We start from the raw sequence: 21,776 nt of genomic DNA on the forward strand, positions 1-21,776 counted from the left end.
ACCTACAAGCTTTTGAAAACTTGCAGGTTTCTTGCATAAACTAACCTTAACCTAAATTTTTTAATTTAAATCGAAACGAACTCCTAATGAAATATTGTTTTGTTTCACAGCATTGTTTCTAAACAACGGATTCAAATCGTATTTTACATATAAACTTGTTTCTTTGTAACCTATGTAAGCACTTAATCCGTAGATAAAATTGCTTGAATTGAAATCGCCTTTCATTTTTTCTTTAATCTCTATGTCATCGATTTCGTATTTCAAAATTTGTTTTGATTTAACACGAACTCCTGCATAACCACCAAATCCCATTCTGAACGCTTGGTGTGTTCTGAAATACGTTTTATCGTCTTTTATTGTTTTACCTGAAAAATCAAATTCAAAATGTAATGGTGCAACCAAATACACATTTCTGAATCTAGATTCTTTTAAGTTTAATCCGCTATCTTCTAAATTAGTTTGGTTTCCGTTTACAACAAACATTCTGTTATCTGTTGGCCTTAAATTGTTATACATTACAGACATTCCATACTTTAAATGCAATAAATTACTGTTTTTGGCAATTCGTGTATTATAAGTCAAACCCCATTCGTAGAAGTGTGAACCCCAAAATCTGAAGTCAGAATTCTCGATATCTCCATCAGTAACTACATTATTTAAACCAGCTGCAAACACAAATTGAGACGTAGTTCTTTTTTCTTTATAGGTTTTATTATATCTTATAGTATCATTTTTAAAATTAATTGAAATTCTTCCTATTTTGACTCTTGAAGAATCATTTTTATCTGAACTTAAAATTTTACCATTTACTTTTTGTTGAACTAATTCTTTTAATTCTTCTTGTGAAACAGCTACTTTATTTTCAATAATCAAAGCTCTAGCTTCAGCTAATTTTTTCTTTTTGTCATCAGCTTCTTTTTTTGTAATTGTTCCGTTTTCAAATTGTTTGTTTACTTCTTCAATTTCAATTTTTAATGCTTCTTTCTCTTCTTTTGTAATTCTTTCAATCTTTTCTGCAATTTGTCTTGCTTTAGATTCAAAGGTTTCCTGTGCGGTAATTTTTCCTGCCAATAGGCATGCCGCTACTGCTAAGTAAATTGTAAAATTCCTCATGATTGTTTGTTTTAAAATGATTAATGATTATTTATTCTTGATTTCTGTTGGCTAAAGCCGTTTTTACTTCTTGGTAATTTTTACTAATTCTGTTAATTACTTTTTCTCTAAAAGTTTGCTCAACTTCTCCATCTGCGTGAGATAAAAGTGTATTGGCGTCAACTTTTATTTTTTCTGATTTTGATTTAATTTGCGACTTACTAGAATTTTCAGCCGAAGCAAGCAACGCATCAACATCTACATAAGTTGATTTCTTTTGAACTATTTCTTTTCTTGGTGGAACTACTATTGGTTCAGTAGAACTAACTTTTGGAATGTCTTTTACTGCTGCAACATCTCCGGCTACTAAATATTCTATTTCTTTGTCACGATTGATGATTGAATTTTGATTGTTTTTTTGATTGTTGATTGAAACTCCTTGATTATTGATTGATTGATTTTGATTGATTTTGATTGATTTTGATTGATTGCTATCCGATGTCGCTACTTGATTTTGCTCAGTTATTGGTAGTTCATTATTTATTTTAGGTTCTTGATTTTCTGGTGCAACTACTATTTCATTATTAGGGATTGAAATGCTTTTTCCTTGATTGTATATAAACAAACCAACTGTTAGCAATACCAAAACGCTTGCAGCAACGCCAATAAACCAAAACGGAAAACGCTTTGTTTTTTTTTCTTCGGCAACAGTAAGCATAGCGTCTAATCTATCCCAAGCCTGAGCTGAAGGCTGAATTTCTCTTGAATTCAACTTTTCTTTAATTTGATTTTCCATATTATTCGGTTCCATTGTCATAATTTTTAAGTTTTGTCACATTTTGTTGAAGAATCCTTCTTGCGTGTGATAATTGTGATTTTGATGTTCCTTCATTTATCCCTAACATTGCTGCAATTTCATGATGTTTATAACCTTCTATACAATACAGGTTAAAAACCATTTTATATCCATCGGGTAAACTATCTATCAAAAATTGAATATCTTCTATTGATAATTGGCTTTCAATATTGTTGACCTTTTCTTCTGTGAAATTTTCATCTTCTAAGAACTTTACTTTTTTTTGAACTCTTATAAAAGAAATACATTCATTTATCATAATTCGCCTAATCCAACCTTCGAAACTTCCTTCATGCTTAAAATTTTTCAAATTGGTAAAAACTTTCATAAAAGCAGTAATCATTATATCTTCGGCTTCATGGATGTCTTTTATATATTGTCGACAAACGCTAAGCATTTTTGGAGAAAATTTAGAATAAATCTTTTGTTGTGCATGACGATTATTTTCGACTGCTAGTTCGATTAATTCTTTTTCTTCTTGATGTAAATTAATTACTTTCATTTAGATGGTTAGGTTTCTATCTGACTTCTATTAACATAGACGAAGATAGGTTCAAAATAGTTGCATGAAGATTTAAAAAAATTCAATTGTTTTTTTGAAAAATAAATAATATTCTAAAAATCAATAAGTTAAATAATTTAAAATTATTAAAAAAAATTATTTTTTTCTTTCAATAACGTAATTAACCATTAACTCTAAACTTGATTTGTATTCTGAATTGGGGAAATTTTGAAGTAATAAAAGTGCTTCTTGTTGAAATTCAACCATTTTATGTTCGGCAAAAGAAAGTCCGTTTTTATCTTTAACAAACTGAATTACTTCTTTTACTCGTTTTTTGTCTTTATTATGATTTTTAATGGAATTAATGCACCAACTTTTTTCTTTTGAAGTACAATTATTTAATGCATAAATCAAAGGCAAAGTCATTTTTTGCTCTTTGATATCTATTCCTGTAGGTTTTCCAATGGCATCATCTGTATAATCAAACAAATCATCTTTGATTTGAAAAGCCATTCCAATCAGTTCACCGAACTTTCGCATTTTTTCAACCAAAACTTCGTCTTCTGAAACCGATTTTGCACCTAAAGCACAACAAGCCGCAATTAAAGTTGCTGTTTTTTGACGAATGATTTCATAATAAACGTCTTCTGTAATATCAAGTCGGCGTGCTTTTTCAATTTGCAATAATTCGCCTTCACTCATCTCACGAACTGCTACCGAAATTATGCGAAGTAAATCAAAATCTCCATTATCAATTGAAAGCAACAAACCTTTTGACAAAAGATAATCGCCAACTAAAACAGCAATTTTGTTTTTCCAAAGTGCATTTATTGAAAAAAAACCACGTCTTCTATTACTATCATCAACTACGTCATCGTGCACTAAAGTTGCAGTATGAATCAATTCAATTACACTTGCGCCACGATAAGTTCGTTCATTTACTTTTCCTTCTGAAACCATTTTAGCAACCAAGAAAACAAACATTGGTCGCATTTGCTTTCCTTTTCGGTTTACAATATAATAGGTTATTCGGTTTAACAACGCCACTTTTGAAGTCATCGATTCATAGAACTTTTTTTCAAAAAGTTCCATTTCCTGTTGAATGGGTTGCTTTATTTGTGAAGTAATATTCATCCGCTTAATCCAAATTCCTTTGGATGCTCAAATATACAATAAAGCTATTGTTTGAAAAATTTTTTTCAATTTGATTAAACCTTTATTGTAAATTAGTATCTAACTTTCAAACCTTTAAATTTAAAAGATTATGAAAATAAAAAACCTAGTATTAGGATTGGCATTATCAATGTTTATCTTAAGTTGTAGCAAAGATGATTCTTCTTCAAATGACAACACATTAAACGCTGCTCAAGCTAGAACAAGCGCAGAAATTGATAATATGACTGAAGATGTTTCTGCAATTGTAGAAAATCAAATTGATATTCAATTAAATGATACCGGAAGAATGTCTGATGCGCCAGAAAGTTTTCTTCCGCCATGTGCAACAGTTACAACAGTAGTAACTGGAAATACTTGGACAAGAACGATTGATTTTGGAACAACCGGTTGCACAATGCCAAATGGAAATGTATTATCTGGAATGATTATTATAACGAAAACAGTAAATTCTGATCCTTTAACAAGAACTTTTTCTGTAACTTTTGATAATTTCCATTTTAATGCAAGATTAGTAGAAGGAAATAAAACAATAGTGAGAACATTAACTACTGTTGCTCCAATTCATCCAACCAGTACAATGACTTTAAATTTAACCGTAACTTTCCCTAATGGTGATTCTTTTGTAAGAACAGGAAACAGAGTTTCTGAGATGATTGAAGGATTTGGAACACCAATTTGGGCTGATAACATATTTAGAGTTACTGGAAACTGGTCAACAACAAGACCAAATTGGAGTCAAACTACAACTATAACAACTCCGTTGGTATTTAGAATGAACTGTCAATACAGATTAGTTCGCGGAGTTTTAGAAATAGTTAGAAACAATAACACAGCTGTAATCAATTATGGTGATGGAACTTGTGATAATGAAGCAACAATTTCTATAAATGGCGGTCCAGCTAACACTTTCACTTTTGGAAATTAAATTTTTAGATTACTTAATAAAAAAAAGCCTCAGAATTCTGAGGCTTTTTTTTATGATTTATTGGCAAGTTGACCACAAGCAGCATCGATATCTTTTCCTCTGCTTCTTCGTACTTTGGCAACAATATTATTTTTTTCTAATTCTTTTATATATAAATTAATTGCTTCATCGGAAGCTTGTTGAAATTCACCATCATCAATTGGATTGTATTCAATTAAATTAACTTTACACGGAACGTATTTGCAAAACTTCACCAAAGCATCAACAGCTTGTTTGGAATCGTTAATTCCTTTCCAAACAACATATTCATAAGTAATTTTACTTTTCGTTTTACGATACCAATATTCTAAACTTTCACGTAAATCTTTTAGCGGAAAATTTTCTGAAAACGGCATAATTTGCGAACGAACTTCATCAATTGCCGAATGAAGAGAAACTGCCAGTTTCACTTTTACTTCATCATCAGCCATTTTTTTAATCATTTTTGGTATTCCAGAAGTAGAAACTGTGATTCTTTTTGGCGACATTCCTAAACCTTCGTTTGAAGTAATCTTGTCAATAGCTTTCATCACATTTGGATAATTCATCAACGGTTCTCCCATTCCCATAAATACAATGTTAGAAAGTGGTCGATTGTAGTATAAACGACTTTCTCTATCAATGGCAACAACTTGATCGTAAATTTCATCAGGATTCAGATTTCGCATTCTTTTTAAACGAGCTGTTGCACAAAAATTACAATCTAAACTACACCCAACTTGTGACGAAACACAAGCCGTAGTTCTAGTTTGAGTTGGAATTAAAACACTTTCTACTATCAAATCATCGTGCAAACGAACCGCATTTTTAACCGTTCCGTCTTCACTTCGTTGCATGGTATCTACTTTGATATGATTAATAACAAAGTTATTTTCAAGCATGGCTCTAGTTTCTTTGGAAACATTTGTCATATCTTCAAAACTATGCGATGCCTTGCTCCAAAGCCATTCATAAACCTGATTTCCACGAAATGCTTTGTCGCCATTAGCCACAAAAAAATCACGCAATTGTTCTTTTGTTAAACTTCGAATGTCTTTTTTCTCGATTTCCATGGTGCAAATTTAGGTTAATTTGATTAGTTCTTAATTTGTATTTTTACAAAAAATAAAATCATGCATTTTCTTTCAGACGATTTAGATCAATACGTTACAATTCATTCGCAAGATGAACCTGAATTATTAGCGCAACTTAATAAAGAAACTTTTCAAAAAATATTACAACCACGAATGTTGAGCGGACATTTTCAAGGTAGAGTTTTGAGTATGCTTTCAAAAATTATTGCTCCAAAAACTATTTTAGAAATTGGAACTTATACTGGTTATGCAACGCTTTGTATGGCTGAAGGATTGGCTGAAAATGGAACTATTGACACTATTGATATTGAAGAAGAATTGGTTGATTTTCAAAAAAAATATTTTGATAAAAGTTCTTGGGGAAGTCAGATTACGCAACATCTTGGCGATGCTTTAGAAATTATTCCAACTTTAAACAAAAAATACGATTTAGTTTTTATTGATGCTGATAAAGAAAACTACATTAATTATTTTCATTTAATCGTTCCAATGATGAATAAAGGCGGAATTATTCTTTCAGACAATGTATTATGGAGCGGAAAAGTGGTTGAAGAAGTAAAACCTAACGATTTAGCAACAAAAATTTTATTAGAATACAACAAACTCCTAAAAGAAGATTCTAGGGTTGAAACTGTTTTACTGCCAATTCGCGATGGATTAACGGTTTCGAGAGTAAAATAAATCTAAGTAGTTTTAAGTATATATTTTTGATATAATTTATAGCAAATAAACCCAAAAGTTGCTCCGAATAAATAACCCGTCAAAATATCCGAAGGAAAATGAAGTCCAAGATATATTCTACTAAAAGCGAAAATCAGCGGAAATAAAAACAATAAATAACTGTGATTGTAATATTGCTTTAAAATCATAAAAGCAAAAACAGTACTTGCCATCGAATTTGTAGCATGACCAGAATAAAAACTGAAAGAACTACTTGATTTTACAACTCTGATTATACCTTTTAATTCTTCCAAATTACATGGACGAAGTCTTTGAAATGAATTTTTAAATAAATTAGCCGTTTGGTCGGAAATCAAAATTAAAACTGCCGTGAATAATATGTAGTATCCAAATTTTTTCCAACCCAGTTTTTTTTGGAGTAAATAAAAAATCAATAAAAATAAAGGCGACCAATAAATTTGTTTTGTTATAACTAACCAAAAATCATCATATGTTTCTGAACCTAATCCGTTAAGAAATATTAAAATTTTATGATCTAAATCGATTAGTTTATCAAACATTATTTTTGGCGTTTAATCGGACCAGACATTGATTCGATATCTTCAATTTCTTTTTGGAATTTTGTAATACTATTTGGATCGATTCCTTCTTTAACTTCATCAATTTCTTTTGTAAAAGTTGATGTTAATTCTTTAATTGAATTATCAACACCATTTTCCTCAGCACTTTTTTGAATTTCACTTTTTATTTCATTAGTAGCATTCTTCAATTGTGCCATTGCTTTTCCTAAAGTCCTAGCTATAGTTGGGATTTTATCAGAACCAAAAAGCATTAATGCTATAAAAAGTATGAAAAATAATTCTCCACCGCCAATTCCAAACATAATCTAAAAATTAATTTTTGAGCTGCAAAGTTACAAAGTTTTTTTACTAATTCCAGTTAAATACAAAAGCTTAACTTTAATTTCTGGATTCGTCAAATTTTGACTTCACTTGAGTTTTTGGCCATGTATTATTGGATAAATCAATATCCGCAGTTTCTTGTTTTGGATCGATAGTAATCTTTTTTAATACTTTTTGAGTTGCAAAAGTTCTGATGGCTTGTTTATCATCTTTTCTCCAAATTTGAGCTGGAAAATGATAATTTTCAGTTGTTCCATCTTCAAAAGTTAATTCAACTAAAATTGGCATCACCAAACCTCCAGGTTTATCAAAAGTTACTTGATAAAAATATTTTGGAGCATTTAATTTAGCTTGCTCTTCTTTAGTAAAGGTTTGCTCAATATACTCCGATAAAGTTTTAGAATCTTTTATTTCAAAAGGTTTATTCATTGATGGTTTGTAACTTTCACTTCCATCGGCTACTAAATAAACTCTAGCTCCATCAATTCTATTTCTTCTTCTTCGCGTTTTTATAAAATCATCAACTTCTTTTGAAGGTTCGTTACTCACAAAATATTTTTTTACTTCCTTGATTCCAATGTCATTGTAATCAGTGGTATAAAACCAACCACGCCAATACCAATCTAAATCAAAAGCTGAAGCATCTTCCATAGTTCTGAAAAAATCTTCGGGAGTTGGATGTTTGAACTTCCATCGGTTTGCGTAGGTTTTAAATGCATAATCAAAAAGTTCTCTACCCATAACCGTTTCTCGAAGAATATTTAATGCAGCTGCTGGTTTTCCATAAGCATTATTCCCAAATTGTCTTATAGATTCTGAATTGGTCATTATTGGCTCTAAACCGCTTTGATCACCGCTCATATAAGGAACAATATTTTTTGCTGGTCCACGATCGGCTGGAAAATTCGGATCCCATTCTTTTAATGCCATATACTCCATAAATGAATTTAATCCTTCATCCATCCAAGTCCATTGACGTTCATCTGAATTTACAATCATTGGAAAGAAGTTATGGCCAACTTCATGCGTTATAACACCAATCATTCCATTTTTTGTTCGCTCAGAAGTTACTCCATCTGCACCAGGACGACCAAAATTCCAACAAATCATAGGATATTCCATTCCTTGATCTTCAGCATTAATCGAAATTGCTTTTGGATACGGATAATCAAATGTATGTGAAGAATAGCTTTTTAAAGTATGTGCAACAACTCTGGTAGAATATTGTTCCCAAAGCGGATTTCCTTCTTTTGGATATAATGAAATTGCCATTGCTGTTCTTGTTGCAAGTTGGACTGCCATTGCATCATAAATAAATTTTCGAGAAGTTGAAATTCCAAAGTCACGAACATTAGTTGCTTTAAATTTCCAGGTTTTTTTCTTGTCTGAAAAACCTTTTTCTGCTGCTTCGGCTTCAGCTTGAGTTACAACTATTACAGGTTTGTCAAAAGATTTTTCAGCTTGAGCATATCGCTTTACTTGTTCTGGTGTGAAAACTTCATTTCTATTTAACAAATCACCCGTTGCTTCAAGAATATGATCGGCTGGAACAGTAATATTTACTTCAAAATTTCCAAATGGAAGTGCAAATTCTCCTGAACCCCAAAATTGTTGGTTTTGCCAACCTTCAACATCATTGTAAACTGCCATTCTTGGGTAAAATTGTGCAATCACATACAAACGATTTCCATCAGGAAATTGCTCATAACCCGAACGTCCACCATCTAATCTGTAATTATTGATATTGTACCACCATTTTATTGAAAATGAAATTTTTTCTCCGTGTTGTAATGGTTTGTCCAATTCTATACGCATCATGGTTTGATTAATTGTGTACTTCATTGGTTTTCCATTTGAATCTTTTACAAATTCAATATTAAATCCACCATCAAAAGGTTCTTCTAAATATTTTCTAGAAAAACTTTTTGGACTCATAACTGGATCAGTTACACTATTTTCAACTAAAGGTGATAATGATTTTCTTGATTGTTGATTTTGGTCCAATTGCATCCACATATAGTCCAAAGATTCTTTGGCATTATTGGTATATGTTACTGTTTCTTGACCAAAAAGTTTTGTGTTTTTATCATCAAGTTCAATATCTATTTTATAATCTGCTTGTTGCTGATAATATTCTGGTCCAGGCATTCCAGATGCGGTACGATACATGTTTGGCGTTGCCAATAAATCATACATTTGCTTGAATTTGTCTGGGTTTCTTTCTTGTGATTTTTGCTCTTGAGCACTACTGTTTTGAGCTGAAAATAATAGTAAAATTGAGGCAAGAAGTACTTTATTCATTTCGAAAATTTTAATAAAGCGTTAAATTTAAAATAATTCTTTGAAGTTAAAGTTTTTACAGATTATTTTAACATTCCTTTAATGGTTTCATCCGTAAGTAAAAGCGATGATTTTTTTCCATTATCATTAAATTGAATAATGTTTTGCTGTTCTGGGAAAAGGTCAGTAAGTATAGAATTTTCAATTTCTAGTGAATTGATTTTTTGAATATCTTTTATTTTAAAATAACAAATTAAAACGTTGTTTTCAATTTCTTTGCTCAAAAAAACATAGCTCTTTGTTTGACCGTTAATTTGAATTTTAAACTTTTCGGAAAAATATTTTTGAAGCAAAACAACATCTTCTTTAGATTCATTTTCTTCGGCAAGAAAAGTTTTCTTGTGAAATTTTTTCTTTAATGCTTCGTTTAAATCATCAATAAATAAACGTGTTGTGATTTGTAATTCTTTCTTTTGTGGAACAAATTCTAACTGAAACATTCCAACATAAAACTTATGTATTATAAAGGATGAAATTAAAAAAAACATTAAAATCCCAAAGGATATTTTGAAAATTTTGCTCATCTACTTTTTCATTTTAAATTTTTGATATTCCTTATTTTTTTCAATCAAAAAATTCATGATTTCAAAATTTGTTTTGGTATTAAATTGTTCAAAATCGTGTTCTCCTTTTTCACAATAAAACAAAAACAATCTAATTTCTTCATCTTTGAGTTTTAAAGTTGTTTTATAGAAATCATAATCAATTTTTTTCATCACTAAATCGGTAAACAGAATTTCCTGAGCTTGTTTTTCTTTCTTTTTCTTTTTAAATGCTCGACCAATATCCTTAAAAATACGAACAAAATCTACGCCATTTTGAATTTCACCAGTATAAATAAACGGATTTTTAACTGACGATTTTGAATCACCATAGTATTGAGTGTCAACAATATTTCTATTAGTGTCTAATCGTGGTTTTACTTTTGACTTAACCACGACTTCTTGCAATTTGTTGACAAAAGCTTCTAGCGGAACAATCAAGTTGCCCTTTTCGATTTCTCGGCTGGTTATCAATACTTTTTCAGGCAAAAAATATAAACTAGAAAAAAACAAAGTATCATTTTCTCTTACTTCTATCTCAAATGAACCATCTTGATAAACAGTTGTTCCTTTTTGATTGTTGATGTTAAAAACAACAACATTATCAACTTTAATAGAATCATTAACTACTTGTCCTTTAAGGTTTTTTCGCAATAAAGATTGTGAAAAACTTAATTGAAAAAAAAGTATAAATACTATATAATAATACGTTTTCATGATTTTTTTATTCTTTTTGAGATATTAATTCTAAATACTTAACAGCAATTTCACCCAATTGAAACTGCATCAAACTTTTGTTATTTTCTGATGCAACTTGAACTAATTTTTCATCTTCAACCGCATAAAAAAGAAATCCGTTTACATATTCTGCTGGAATTTTTAAGGTTGATATAAAGTAATCTTCTCCAAAATAATTCTCAATTTTCTTTTTAAGGCGTTCGTGTTTTTCAACTTCAAGTTCTTTTTTCAACATAGCAGTTCGACCTGAAATCCAATTTATTAAAGGATCTAAACTCATTACACCTCCAAATCCAATTGCTCCATCTAATGAAGTTGCAGTTTTCAATCTTCTTTCTGCAGGAGTGTATTTTTTTGCTGGTTTTTGTAATATTCCTAACGAAACTGCATTAATTTCTGGATGATCATTAACTTTCACTTCACTCAATTCAAACACTTTAGGTTGAAGAGCTACAACTAACAATGTTTTTACAACATCATTTGACGATAAAACCATCTTTTTTGGAACAATTTGTAATCCCGAAAATTTTAATGTATCACCAACTTTAACAAAAAGAGAAAAATCACCACTTCCATTAGTTGCTGCTGCAGATTCTGAACGAGAATTCGTTACATAAATTTCATTCAACTCTTTAATTTGAGATACAATTCGTCCTTTCAAAAAATACAATTCGTCGTCTTGAGCTTGAACGAAAAAGGTACATACTAAAGATAAGCAAAGTAATTTAAACTTCATAGTTGTAAAGTTAATTCTTTTCCAAAGATGTTTAAAAATCATTTATGCTGCTTGTAATTTTTTGTTAAATAAAAAAAATGAAAATAGTACTTTTGAAAAAATTCAATTTCAATTATGAAAAAATTAATTATAGCAAGTACATCAACACTTCATGGTGGAAATTATTTAGAATATATTTTGCCCGTTTTAAAAAATCATTTTTCAAAAGTATCAACGCTTCTGTTCATTCCATATGCGCAACCTGGAGGAATTTCGTATGACGATTACACCAATGTTGTAAAAAATGCATTTGCAACAATTAATATTAATGTCAAAGGAATTCATGAGTTTAGTAATCCAATTGAAGCATTGGAAAATGCCCAAGGAATTTTTACTGGTGGCGGAAACACTTTTCTACTTGTTACCAAATTGTATGAAAACAATGTTTTAAAAACTTTAAAAAAAGTAGTTGAAAACGGAACACCTTATCTTGGTTCAAGTGCTGGAAGCAACATTACTGGTTTAACAATGCAAACCACTAACGATATGCCTATTATTTATCCGCCAAGTTTTGAAACCTTGGGATTCTTACCATTCAATTTAAATCCACATTATCTTGATCCAGATTTACAAAGTAAACATATGGGTGAAACTCGTGAAACCAGAATTAAAGAGTTTCACACTTTGAATACAACACCAGTTCTTGGTTTAAGAGAAGGAAGTTGGTTAGAAGTTAAAGGTGAAAATATTATTTTGAAAGGAAATTTAACTGCGCGATGGTTTATACAAAATGAATTACCAATTGAACTTGAAGCAGAAACTGATTTGTCTTTGATATAAAATCCATAAAATAAAAAAACCTCAAACAATGTTTGAGGTTTTTTTCAGAGCGGAAGACGAGGCTCGAACTCGCGACAACCAGCTTGGAAGGCTGGAGCTCTACCAACTGAGCTACTTCCGCATTTGTGTGTGCAAATATATATCATTTGTTTTATTTGATGCAAGTTTTTTGAAAAATATTTTTCATCGAATATCACGAACCTGTTTAAAACTTTTAATTGATTTACTATGAAAAAGTTATACTTTTATAATGGTATACTTCAAATTCATTATTTGCAAGATACAATCAAAAAAACGTTCAATAAAATTTTAATTTTTAAAAATTGGCAACATTTTTGAATCAAATGTATAGAATTGCAACTATTATGCACAAAAGTTATACTATGAAGTATTTATTACTATTTATTTTCTTTTCCTTAGTTATTTCTTGTAAAAAAGAAACCGAAAAAACAATTCCGAAAAAAATAGAAATTGTAGAAAGAGAAAAACCTTATGAAGGAAAAATTATCAAAATAGATTCTACTTTATACGTCAAGTTTGAAAACCAAGACTTAGAATTTTTCTACAAAAGTTATAATAATGAAACTGTTTGGCAATCTACTGAGTTAAGAACATTTGTCTTGAATGAATTTAAAAACGCAGAAAATGAAGGTCTTTTTTCAAAAGACTACAACTATAGTAAGCTAGCTAAATTAGAAAAGAAAATCAATAAATTGTCAGACAAAGAGTTGGTTGATTATGATTTACTATTGACACTAAATTTTCAGAAGTACATCAAACACATTAGTCAAGGAAAATTAAATCCAAGAGATATTTATGAAGATTGGGATTTAAAGGCAAAATCTACTGATGTTTCAAAAATTTTAATAAAAGCATTTAAAAAACAAGATGATTTCATCGCTGTTATTGATAGTTGTAAACCTCAACATGAAGTTTATAAGAAACTAAAAACAGCACTTTCTATTTTAAATTCTTTACCAAAAGACACTATAAAACCAATTTTAGTTAACGAAAAAATTATCCCAAAAGACACTTTAAAAGAAATGGTTGCCATAAAAAGAAGACTCATTTATTGGAAAGACCTAAAAGCAAGCGATAGTTTGACCAATGTTTATGACTCTAAAACCGTTGAAGCTGTCAAGAATTTTCAATTTCGACATGGTTTAGCATCTGATGGCGTTATTGGAAAAGGAACTTTGTATGCTCTTAATTTCAACAAAACCAAAAGAAAACAACAAATCATTACAAATATGGAACGTTGGAAATGGTTTCCTAAAGAATTTGGAAAAGAATATTTAATGGTAAACATTCCTGATTATAAACTTGTTGCAGTTGAAGAAAAAGACACAATCAGAACTCACAAAGTAATCGTTGGAACAAATAAAAGAAAAACTCCAATTCTGTCATCAAAATTGAGTTATGCAGTTTTTAATCCTACTTGGACTGTTCCTCCAACTATTTTAAAAGAAGATGTAATTCCGGCAATGTCAAAAAATAAAAATTATCTGGCTTCCAAAAATATTACAGCATATGATTCTCAAGGAAACATAGTTTCTGCGGATGATTGGAAAGCATCAAAGGCAAAAAGTTATCGATATGTTCAAAGTCCAGGAAGTTATAATTCACTTGGAATGGTTAAAATTATTTTTCCAAATAAATTTTCCGTCTACCTTCATGACACTAACCATCGGGATTATTTCGGGAAAACAAATCGCTCATTAAGTTCTGGATGCGTCAGGGTAGAAAATCCTTTAGAACTGACCAATTATTTATTGAAAGATTCTATCAATTATCCAATGGACAGTATAACTTCTATATTGAAAAAATTGGATACAAAAACAGCGCCTATAAAATCTAGAATTTATTTATACCAATGGTATTGGACAGCTTGGAGTGAAAACAGTAAATTAATTTTTAGAGATGACATCTATAACTTAGACGAAGATTTGTATAAAAAACTTTCTGAATGATTTAGATAAATTTTTCCTTTTTTGAAGGATGATAAATAAAAAGACATGATTTATCTTTAATTAAGCTTATTATCTTATCATTATATTCTAAAGGAACTGCAGGACAACCTTGACTTCTTCCTAAGCGCTTATTATTTTGAATAAATTTTTCAGAAACATAATCTGCACCATGCAAAACAACTGCTCTTTCTCTTGCATTATCGTTTAATCCTTTTTGCAAACCATCAAGTTTTAATGACAAACCATGTTTACCATTATATACTTCGGCAGTAGCATAAAAACCTAAACTGCTTTGATAAGATTGTTCTTTATTCGAAAAATAATTTGCAAACTCATCACCTGTATTTCTACCATGAGCAACTAATGTATTCAACAAAACCTCATTCTTATCTAAATCAATTATCCAAAGACGTTTTGAATTTGATGATTTTGAAAAATCTATTAACGTAATTATATCTTTTTGAAAAAAGCCTTTTTCCTTGAACTTAAAAAATCCTTCTAAAGCTATTGAAAAACAATCAAAGCTTGGTAAAGAAAAAGAATTTGACTTTAATTCATTGTATACTGCTTCAATTCTGAATAAAGATTTTTCTTCTTCATTTAAAGCTATATTTTTTTCAAAATGTTTTTTTGGCAAACTGCTAAACGATGTTAATAGCAGAAATGCTAACAGGGATAAAATCTTATATTTCATTGATTCTTATAGGTTTAGTAATTAGACTTGGGACGACAAAACTATAAAAAAAATTATAACGACCAAATTAATCTTTACTTAACTTTGTCTTAATCTATTGTCAATTAAATAAAAAAGTAGCCTAATTATTGCAGATTTATTGGATAATACAAAATATTACATATTTTTGTTTAATTCAAAAAAGAAAAATGCCCAAATTTTCTAGGTTTCTACTAATCTTAATTTTTATTTTCTCAAATCATTCTTTTGGGCAAAAAAAAGTTTTGCAGACTAAATTTACATCAGAAAAAATTTCTATTGATGGAAAATTAGACGAAGAAATTTGGAAAACAGCTTCTACAGCTACTGATTTTGTAATGATAAATCCGGGCAATGGCACTCCAATTCCTGAAGGTCAAAAAGCAGATGTAAAATTAGTTTATGACAATGAAGCTGTTTACATAGGTGCGATTTTGTATGATAATGAACCTAACAAAATTTTGAAAGAGTTAACTCTAAGAGATGATTTTGCTACTGCAGATCATTTTGGAGTTTTTATAAATGGATATAATGACGGGCAACATGAATTCCGTTTTTTTGTTAGCGCTGCAGGAGTTCAAATAGACGGAATTTATACAGAATCTAATGGCGAAGACTTTTCTTGGGATGCTATTTGGAAAAGTGAAGTGAAAATTACAGATTTTGGGTGGGTTGTTGAAATGAAAATCCCTTATGCTGCATTACGTTTCCCAAAATCTGAACAGCAAACTTGGGGAATAAACTTTTATAGAGAAGTTCGTCGTGATCGTTACCAATATTGTTGGAGTTTGATTAGCAACACTATTCAAAACGAAGCTTTATGTGCCGGATTATTACAAGGAATTGAAAATGTAAAAACACCCACAAGACTTTTCTTGATTCCTTATTCATCCTTTTATTTAAACACAAAAGAAGGTCAAAAAAGTCAAACCGAGTTTAAAGGCGGAATGGATATTAAATATGGTATTAATGATGCTTTTACTTTAGATGCGATTCTTGTTCCTGATTTTGGTCAAACAAAATTTGATAATGTTGAGTTAAACCTGAGCGCTTTTGAACAAATTTTTGCAGAACAAAGACCTTTTTTTACAGAAGGAACCGACTTATTTTCTAAAGGTGATTTATTCTATTCAAGGAGAATTGGAAGTGAACCATCAACTTACCCAACAACGACTGCTGACGAAGAAGTAATTGAATATCCAAATACTGTAAACTTATTAAACGCATTAAAAATTTCTGGTCGAACCAAAAATGGTTTAGGAATAGGAATTCTAAATGCCATTACCGAAAAAACAGAAGCTACAATTAGGAAAACAACCATAAATCCAGACAATACAGTCACAATTACTGAAAGAGATGAAGTTGTTGAACCTTTAGCAAATTATAATGTCTTCGTATTAGACCAACGTTTCAACAAAAACTCCTCCATTTCATTGGTTAACACTAATGTTACCCGAAACGGTGAATTTAGAGATGCAAATGTTTCAGCATTGGTTTGGGATTTAAACAGCAAAGGAAACAAGTTTAATTTAGATGGAGATGTAAAATACAGTTATGTTAATGAATTAAGTGGTTTAGATGATAAAAAAGGATATGTAACTTCACTAAGCTTTGGAAAAACTAGTGGAAAAAGAAGATTTCGGATTGGTGGAAACTATGTTTCTAACGAATTTGACAACAATGATTTAGGAGTTAATTTTCAAACACATTATCATTCATTGTATGGAAATACTAGTTATAGAATTTTAAAACCAAACAAACTTTTTAATGAATTTAGCACCTATTTGAATCTTTATTCGGAATATGATAACAGAACCGGAAGAATACAAGCTGGTAGTGCTAATATACAATTTAACATTACAAATAAAAAGAATGATTATATAGGTTTTGGTGTAAACACAAATCCATTAAAAACCTATGATTTTTATGAACCACGCTCATATGACGAAAGAAGATTTGTTGAAATTCCTGAACAAATGAGTTTCTTCTTTTACTTTTCAGGAAACTACAACCGAAAGTTTGCTTTAGACTTTAATCCTTCATTCACTTTTGTTAATGAGCTGCAAAGAGTTACCTATGGTTTCAACTTTGGACCAAGATATAGATTCAACGATAAATTTTCACTTATTTATAATTTTAGATTTGTCCGTCAAAACAAAAATACTGGCTGGGCAGCTTTTGATGAATTTGACAACACTATTTTTTCTAGAAGAGATCGAAAAAGCATAACAAATACTTTATCTGCTAAATATTCTATAAATAATAAAATGAATATTAATTTAAATATTCGCCATTATTGGTCTTCGCTAAATGTGCTTCAATATCTAAATTTAAAAGATGATGGAACACTTGAAAACAATTACACATATTCCGAAAACAGAAATCAAAATCTTAATACTTGGAACCTTGATTTAGCTTATTCTTGGTGGTTTGCGCCTGGAAGTCAAGTTTCTGTTTTGTACAGAAATAATTCTTATCTATTCTCAAGAAATAACAATCAATCTTTTAATGAAAACTTAAACGAATCTTTAGATAGTAAAAACTTAAACCATATTTTTTCTATAAGTGTTCGTTATTTCATAGATTACAATTCATTGAAGAAAAAAAATTAACTTATAACGTTTTCGTTAAAAAAGTTTTCAAAATCAACTCTTGAAATGAATTATCTTTGTTAAAATTCTACTCATGAACAAAAAAGTAATTCTAATGATTCTTGACGGTTGGGGAAAATCACCTGACCCAAAAGTTTCTGCAATTGATAATGCCAACACTCCATTTATTGATAGTTTATATACCAAATATCCAAATGCTCAACTAAGAACTGATGGCTTAAATGTAGGTTTGCCTGATGGTCAAATGGGAAATTCAGAAGTTGGACACATGAATCTTGGTGCTGGAAGAATTGTTTACCAAGATTTAGCAAAAATCAATTTAGCAATTGCTAACGATACTTTAGCATTAGAAAAACCACTTATTGAAGCTTTTCAGTATGCAAAAGGAAGTGGTAAATCGGTTCATTTATTAGGATTACTCTCCGATGGTGGCGTTCATTCGCATACTTCGCACTTACGCGGATTGATTGATGCTTCACAAAAATTTGGATTAGAGAAAGTTTTTATTCATGCTTTTACCGATGGTCGCGATGTTGATCCAAAAAGCGGTGCATTATATCTAGAAGATTTAAACAATTATATTGACAACACCAATGTTAAGCTAGCTTCTGTAATTGGTCGTTACTACGCAATGGATAGAGACAAACGTTGGGAAAGAGTAAAAAAAGCCTATGATTTACTTGTTAATGGTGTCGGAACAAAATCTAAAGATTCTGCATTGAGTATTTTAGACAGTTACAAACATAATATTACCGATGAATTTGTTGAACCAATTTTGATGGTTGATGCTAACAATAACCCAATTTCAACTATTCAAGATGATGATGTTGTCATATTCTTTAATTTTAGAACTGACCGTGGACGAGAATTAACAGAAGCTTTGTCACAAAAAGATTTTCATGAACAAAACATGCATAAATTGAATTTGTACTATGTAACCATGACCAATTACGATGATACTTTTGAAAAAGTTCATGTCATTTATGATAAAGACAACATTACTGAAACTCTGGGTGAAGTTCTAGAAAAAGCTGGAAAAACTCAAATCAGAATTGCCGAAACCGAAAAATATCCACATGTTACCTTTTTCTTTTCTGGTGGACGAGAAGTTCCATTTGAAGGCGAAACTCGAATTTTAAGAAACTCCCCAAAAGTTGCTACTTACGATTTACAACCCGAAATGAGTGCTTATGAACTTCGTGATGCTTTAATCCCTGAGCTTAAAAAAGGTGATGTAGATTTTGTTTGTTTAAACTTCGCTAATGGCGATATGGTTGGTCATACTGGAGTTATGGAAGCAGCCATCAAAGCTTGTGAAGCTGTTGATATTTGTGTTAAAGATGTAGTTGAAACTGCCTTAGAAAATAATTACACAACAATAATCATTGCCGACCATGGAAATTGCGAAACGATGATAAATCCTGATGGTTCACCAAATACCGCACACACAACCAATCCTGTTCCTATCATTATGGTTGATAGAGAACAAATTCCTGTTCAAAATGGAGTTTTGGGCGATATTGCTCCAACCATTCTAAAACTAATGGGAATTGAAAAACCAGAAGTTATGACAGGAAAGTCATTAATCTCCTGAAAAAACATTGAAATTTAATTATTAAAGAAGCTCATTTTGAGCTTCTTTTTTTATAAATAAAAGTTAAAATTTCATTATTAATAGTAATACTATTATATTTGCATAAATTAATATTAAAAATGGACTCAATTTTATCAAACATAAAGATTCAGGTTAATGAGAAAATCTTTGTAAAAGATCCAGAAACCTCAACTCTTGGAAAAAAAATAATCCAAGAGAGTATTTTATTAATTAACGAAATAGGTTTTGAAGATTTTACTTTTAAAAAGCTTGGTGAACGAATTGGTTCAAATGAAAGTTCTATTTACAGATACTTTGAAAGCAAACATAAATTGTTACTTTATCTTTCATCATGGTATTGGGGTTGGATGGAATATAGATTAGTTTTTTCAACTAACAATATATCAAATCCATTTGAAAGACTAAAAAAAGCCATCTCTATTGTCACCGAAAAAGTAGAAGACGATTCAACTACTGCACATATTAATGAATCTATATTAAACAAAATAATTATTGCAGAATTTACTAAAACACTTTTAACCAAAGAAGTTGACGAAGAAAACAAAGAAGGTTTCTTCTTGGTTTACAAAAGGGTTGTCAACAGATTAGTTGAGATGATTGAATTAGTAAATTCAGATTATTTGTTTGCAAAAAGTCTTTCATCTAGTATTGTTGAAGGTGCTTTACATCAACATTTTCTAAAAGACCATCTAACTACGATAACAAATTGTAATCAAAAAACTAGTGTTACAGAATTTTACATTGATTTAATTGAAAAAACATTAAAAAAATAATTTATGGCTTTACCAGCTTCAAAAAGACTTCTAAATTTATTAAAACTAGACAAAAGAGATATTTCACAAATCTTCTTCTATGCAATTTTTTCTGGATTAGTAAGTTTGTCATTGCCGCTTGGAATACAGGCTATCATTAACTTCATCCAGTCAGGAAGAGTGAGCATTTCTTGGATAGTTTTGGTGTTTGTTGTTATTGTCGGTGTAGCACTTGTTGGAATTTTATCATTAATGCAACTTAGGATAACAGAAAATTTACAACAAAAACTTTTTGTGCGTTCTTCTTTTGAGTTTGGATACCGATTACCGAAAATTGAATTTGAAGAATTATACAATAAATATGCTCCTGAATTAGCCAATCGTTTTTTTGATACATTGACCATTCAAAAAGGAGTTTCAAAATTATTAATTGACTTTTCATCGGCATTACTACAAATTATATTTGGAATAATTTTGCTATCGCTATACCATCCATTTTTTATCTTTTTTGGAATATTTTTATTTGCACTTCTTTATTTTATTTTTAAATTTTCATATAACTTAGGACTATCCACTAGTCTGAAAGAATCAAAATACAAGTATAAAGTGGTGAGTTGGCTTCAAGAAATTGCCAGAAATAATTTTAGCTTCCGTAAAATCTCAAATTTTGACTTTGCATTGAGAAAGAACGATGAATTAGTAACTGAATACTTAAACTATCGAGAAAAACACTTTGGAATTATTAAGCGACAATACATTCAATTAATTTCTTTCAAAATCATCATAACTGCTGGACTTTTATTGATTGGCGGTTATCTTGTTTTAAATCAAAAAATGAATATTGGTCAATTCGTTGCGGCAGAAATAATAATTTTATTAGTAATAAACTCAGTCGAAAAAATTATTATTGGTCTTGAAACATTATACGACGTTTTGACATCTGTTGAAAAAATTGGTCAAATTACCGATTTGAAAATAGAAAAATCTGATGTAATAAATAGAGACTATTGTTATTCAAACATAACACTTGAATGCGAAAATTTGAATTATCGTTTTCCAGATTCAAATGACTTAGTTTTAGAAAAAATAAATTTACAAATTTCTCCTTCTGAAAAAATTTTACTCAAAGGAAATAACGGTTCTGGAAAAACAACCTTAATCCGAATTCTCTGTGGTTTATTAAAACCTTCATCTGGTTCATTATTTATAAATGATGATACTTACCAAAAAATTGATCTGGAACAATATCGTTCGCAAATAGGAACAATTATAATCGGTGAAACTCCATTTGAAGGAACAGTTTTAGAAAACATAACCTTCAATAACCCCTCAATTTCTCAAGAAAACATCAAATGGGCAATTGAAAGTGTAAAACTTGGAGATTTCATCAAATCTTTACCTAAAGGATTAGAAACTAAAATTTTTCCTGAAGGAAAACAACTTTCTTCTTCAAATTCACAAAAAATTCTATTAGCAAGAAACATAATCAACAAACCAAAAATATTGTTTTTAGAAGAACCATTTGATAAAATGGACAATCAAGTTGCAGAAGAATTGATTGATTTTATTACCTCAAAAGAAAACAATTGGTCAATTCTAATAAGTTCTAAAAATCCTTATTGGGAACAAAAATGCAATCGAATAATTACAATGAGTGAAGGAAAAATAATTAATGATATTAAAAAACAATAACG

20 protein-coding genes and 1 tRNA gene are annotated in these 21,776 nt (G+C 29.9%); 8 read left to right on the top strand and 13 right to left on the bottom strand.

The features are described 5' to 3' along the window. Nucleotides 1-60: 60 nt before the first annotated feature. The 4 genes from RN605_RS07775 to RN605_RS07790 all read right to left on the bottom strand — a co-directional run bounded on the left by RN605_RS07775 (nt 61) and on the right by RN605_RS07790 (nt 3,584). Nucleotides 61-1,113 carry a hypothetical protein gene (locus RN605_RS07775; protein ID WP_313323945.1) on the bottom strand — a complete coding sequence of 351 codons (1,053 nt, stop codon included), beginning with the start codon at nt 1,111-1,113 and terminating at the stop codon, nt 61-63. Between the two features lie 31 nt (nt 1,114-1,144). Beyond that, a complete protein-coding gene (locus RN605_RS07780) occupies nt 1,145-1,903 on the bottom strand; it encodes a hypothetical protein (protein ID WP_313323946.1) in 759 nt (252 codons plus the stop codon). After that, nucleotides 1,890-2,450, bottom strand: a complete 561-nt coding sequence (locus tag RN605_RS07785; RefSeq protein ID WP_313323948.1) for an RNA polymerase sigma factor — start codon at nt 2,448-2,450, stop codon at nt 1,890-1,892. The genes RN605_RS07780 and RN605_RS07785 overlap by 14 nt, the downstream gene beginning before the upstream one ends. A gap of 156 nt (nt 2,451-2,606) precedes the next feature. Continuing rightward, on the bottom strand, nt 2,607-3,584 hold the full coding sequence (locus tag RN605_RS07790; RefSeq protein ID WP_313323949.1) for a polyprenyl synthetase family protein: 978 nt from the start codon (nt 3,582-3,584) through the stop codon (nt 2,607-2,609). 130 nt (nt 3,585-3,714) lie between these two features. Here RN605_RS07790 and RN605_RS07795 point away from each other — a divergent pair, with 130 nt between their 5' ends. After that, nucleotides 3,715-4,551, top strand: coding sequence for a hypothetical protein (locus RN605_RS07795; protein WP_313323950.1), 837 nt, complete (start codon nt 3,715-3,717; stop codon nt 4,549-4,551). A 50-nt stretch (nt 4,552-4,601) separates the two neighbouring features. On the opposite strand, the gene rlmN is transcribed toward RN605_RS07795, so the two are convergent. After that, the gene (gene rlmN / locus RN605_RS07800; protein ID WP_313323951.1) at nt 4,602-5,642 is read right to left on the bottom strand and encodes a 23S rRNA (adenine(2503)-C(2))-methyltransferase RlmN; all 1,041 of its coding nucleotides are present in this window, start codon (nt 5,640-5,642) and stop codon (nt 4,602-4,604) included. Nucleotides 5,643-5,702: 60 nt separating this feature from the next. On the opposite strand from rlmN, the gene RN605_RS07805 reads away from it, so the two are divergent. Next, complete coding sequence (locus RN605_RS07805) at nt 5,703-6,344, top strand: O-methyltransferase (protein WP_313323953.1); 642 nt, start codon at nt 5,703-5,705, stop codon at nt 6,342-6,344. Nucleotides 6,345-6,346: 2 nt separating this feature from the next. Here the strand turns inward: RN605_RS07805 and RN605_RS07810 are convergent, their stop codons facing one another. The 6 genes from RN605_RS07810 to RN605_RS07835 form a co-directional block, all read right to left on the bottom strand. Next, the gene (locus tag RN605_RS07810) at nt 6,347-6,904 is read right to left on the bottom strand and encodes a phosphatase PAP2 family protein (RefSeq protein WP_313323955.1); all 558 of its coding nucleotides are present in this window, start codon (nt 6,902-6,904) and stop codon (nt 6,347-6,349) included. Next, nucleotides 6,904-7,227: a Sec-independent protein translocase subunit TatA/TatB gene (locus tag RN605_RS07815; protein WP_313323957.1), complete on the bottom strand. Its 324-nt coding sequence runs from the start codon at nt 7,225-7,227 to the stop codon at nt 6,904-6,906. Before RN605_RS07815 ends, RN605_RS07810 begins: the two co-directional genes overlap by 1 nt. Before the next feature lie 76 nt (nt 7,228-7,303). Next, complete coding sequence (locus RN605_RS07820; RefSeq protein ID WP_313323959.1) at nt 7,304-9,547, bottom strand: M1 family metallopeptidase; 2,244 nt, start codon at nt 9,545-9,547, stop codon at nt 7,304-7,306. A 62-nt stretch (nt 9,548-9,609) separates the two neighbouring features. Then, nucleotides 9,610-10,110 carry a DUF6702 family protein gene (locus RN605_RS07825; protein ID WP_313323961.1) on the bottom strand — a complete coding sequence of 167 codons (501 nt, stop codon included), beginning with the start codon at nt 10,108-10,110 and terminating at the stop codon, nt 9,610-9,612. Then, nucleotides 10,111-10,845: a hypothetical protein gene (locus tag RN605_RS07830; RefSeq protein ID WP_313323963.1), complete on the bottom strand. Its 735-nt coding sequence runs from the start codon at nt 10,843-10,845 to the stop codon at nt 10,111-10,113. Between the two features lie 7 nt (nt 10,846-10,852). Next, on the bottom strand, nt 10,853-11,602 hold the full coding sequence (locus RN605_RS07835) for a hypothetical protein (protein ID WP_313323965.1): 750 nt from the start codon (nt 11,600-11,602) through the stop codon (nt 10,853-10,855). Nucleotides 11,603-11,716: 114 nt separating this feature from the next. Between RN605_RS07835 and pepE the strand changes: the two genes are divergently transcribed. Continuing rightward, a complete protein-coding gene (gene pepE / locus RN605_RS07840; RefSeq protein ID WP_313323966.1) occupies nt 11,717-12,421 on the top strand; it encodes a dipeptidase PepE in 705 nt (234 codons plus the stop codon). Nucleotides 12,422-12,469: 48 nt separating this feature from the next. Here pepE and RN605_RS07845 read toward each other — a convergent pair. Then, a tRNA-Gly gene (locus tag RN605_RS07845) sits at nt 12,470-12,542 on the bottom strand. Between the two features lie 262 nt (nt 12,543-12,804). Between RN605_RS07845 and RN605_RS07850 the strand changes: the two genes are divergently transcribed. Next, nucleotides 12,805-14,391: a L,D-transpeptidase family protein gene (locus RN605_RS07850; RefSeq protein ID WP_313323968.1), complete on the top strand. Its 1,587-nt coding sequence runs from the start codon at nt 12,805-12,807 to the stop codon at nt 14,389-14,391. Between the two features lies 1 nt (nt 14,392). On the opposite strand, the gene RN605_RS07855 is transcribed toward RN605_RS07850, so the two are convergent. Beyond that, nucleotides 14,393-15,085: a murein L,D-transpeptidase catalytic domain family protein gene (locus RN605_RS07855; RefSeq protein ID WP_313323970.1), complete on the bottom strand. Its 693-nt coding sequence runs from the start codon at nt 15,083-15,085 to the stop codon at nt 14,393-14,395. Between the two features lie 263 nt (nt 15,086-15,348). On the opposite strand from RN605_RS07855, the gene RN605_RS07860 reads away from it, so the two are divergent. The 4 genes from RN605_RS07860 (at nt 15,349) to RN605_RS07875 (ending at nt 21,774) form a co-directional block, all read left to right on the top strand. Continuing rightward, complete coding sequence (locus RN605_RS07860; protein ID WP_313323972.1) at nt 15,349-17,715, top strand: DUF5916 domain-containing protein; 2,367 nt, start codon at nt 15,349-15,351, stop codon at nt 17,713-17,715. A 73-nt stretch (nt 17,716-17,788) separates the two neighbouring features. Beyond that, nucleotides 17,789-19,309: a 2,3-bisphosphoglycerate-independent phosphoglycerate mutase gene (gpmI, locus tag RN605_RS07865; RefSeq protein WP_313323974.1), complete on the top strand. Its 1,521-nt coding sequence runs from the start codon at nt 17,789-17,791 to the stop codon at nt 19,307-19,309. Nucleotides 19,310-19,428: 119 nt separating this feature from the next. Then, nucleotides 19,429-20,103: a TetR/AcrR family transcriptional regulator gene (locus tag RN605_RS07870; protein WP_313323976.1), complete on the top strand. Its 675-nt coding sequence runs from the start codon at nt 19,429-19,431 to the stop codon at nt 20,101-20,103. A gap of 3 nt (nt 20,104-20,106) precedes the next feature. After that, on the top strand, nt 20,107-21,774 hold the full coding sequence (locus tag RN605_RS07875) for a peptidase domain-containing ABC transporter (protein WP_313323978.1): 1,668 nt from the start codon (nt 20,107-20,109) through the stop codon (nt 21,772-21,774). Nucleotides 21,775-21,776 lie beyond the last annotated feature (2 nt).

Origin of the sequence: Flavobacterium sp. PMTSA4 (assembly GCF_032098525.1) — a bacterium.
Taxonomy (GTDB): Bacteria; Bacteroidota; Bacteroidia; order Flavobacteriales; family Flavobacteriaceae; genus Flavobacterium; species Flavobacterium capsici.

Bases quoted from the DNA above. Each gene is read 5' to 3' on its own strand.
- RN605_RS07775 (WP_313323945.1), bottom strand. From the start codon at position 1,113: ATGAGGAATTTTACAATTTACTTAGCAGTAGCGGCATGCCTATTGGCA.
- RN605_RS07780 (WP_313323946.1), bottom strand. From the start codon at position 1,903: ATGGAACCGAATAATATGGAAAATCAAATTAAAGAAAAGTTGAATTCA.
- RN605_RS07785 (WP_313323948.1), bottom strand. From the start codon at position 2,450: ATGAAAGTAATTAATTTACATCAAGAAGAAAAAGAATTAATCGAACTA.
- RN605_RS07790 (WP_313323949.1), bottom strand. From the start codon at position 3,584: ATGAATATTACTTCACAAATAAAGCAACCCATTCAACAGGAAATGGAA.
- RN605_RS07795 (WP_313323950.1), top strand. From the start codon at position 3,715: ATGAAAATAAAAAACCTAGTATTAGGATTGGCATTATCAATGTTTATC.
- rlmN (WP_313323951.1), bottom strand. From the start codon at position 5,642: ATGGAAATCGAGAAAAAAGACATTCGAAGTTTAACAAAAGAACAATTG.
- RN605_RS07805 (WP_313323953.1), top strand. From the start codon at position 5,703: ATGCATTTTCTTTCAGACGATTTAGATCAATACGTTACAATTCATTCG.
- RN605_RS07810 (WP_313323955.1), bottom strand. From the start codon at position 6,904: ATGTTTGATAAACTAATCGATTTAGATCATAAAATTTTAATATTTCTT.
- RN605_RS07815 (WP_313323957.1), bottom strand. From the start codon at position 7,227: ATGTTTGGAATTGGCGGTGGAGAATTATTTTTCATACTTTTTATAGCA.
- RN605_RS07820 (WP_313323959.1), bottom strand. From the start codon at position 9,547: ATGAATAAAGTACTTCTTGCCTCAATTTTACTATTATTTTCAGCTCAA.
- RN605_RS07825 (WP_313323961.1), bottom strand. From the start codon at position 10,110: ATGAGCAAAATTTTCAAAATATCCTTTGGGATTTTAATGTTTTTTTTA.
- RN605_RS07830 (WP_313323963.1), bottom strand. From the start codon at position 10,845: ATGAAAACGTATTATTATATAGTATTTATACTTTTTTTTCAATTAAGT.
- RN605_RS07835 (WP_313323965.1), bottom strand. From the start codon at position 11,602: ATGAAGTTTAAATTACTTTGCTTATCTTTAGTATGTACCTTTTTCGTT.
- pepE (WP_313323966.1), top strand. From the start codon at position 11,717: ATGAAAAAATTAATTATAGCAAGTACATCAACACTTCATGGTGGAAAT.
- RN605_RS07850 (WP_313323968.1), top strand. From the start codon at position 12,805: ATGAAGTATTTATTACTATTTATTTTCTTTTCCTTAGTTATTTCTTGT.
- RN605_RS07855 (WP_313323970.1), bottom strand. From the start codon at position 15,085: ATGAAATATAAGATTTTATCCCTGTTAGCATTTCTGCTATTAACATCG.
- gpmI (WP_313323974.1), top strand. From the start codon at position 17,789: ATGAACAAAAAAGTAATTCTAATGATTCTTGACGGTTGGGGAAAATCA.
- RN605_RS07870 (WP_313323976.1), top strand. From the start codon at position 19,429: ATGGACTCAATTTTATCAAACATAAAGATTCAGGTTAATGAGAAAATC.
- RN605_RS07875 (WP_313323978.1), top strand. From the start codon at position 20,107: ATGGCTTTACCAGCTTCAAAAAGACTTCTAAATTTATTAAAACTAGAC.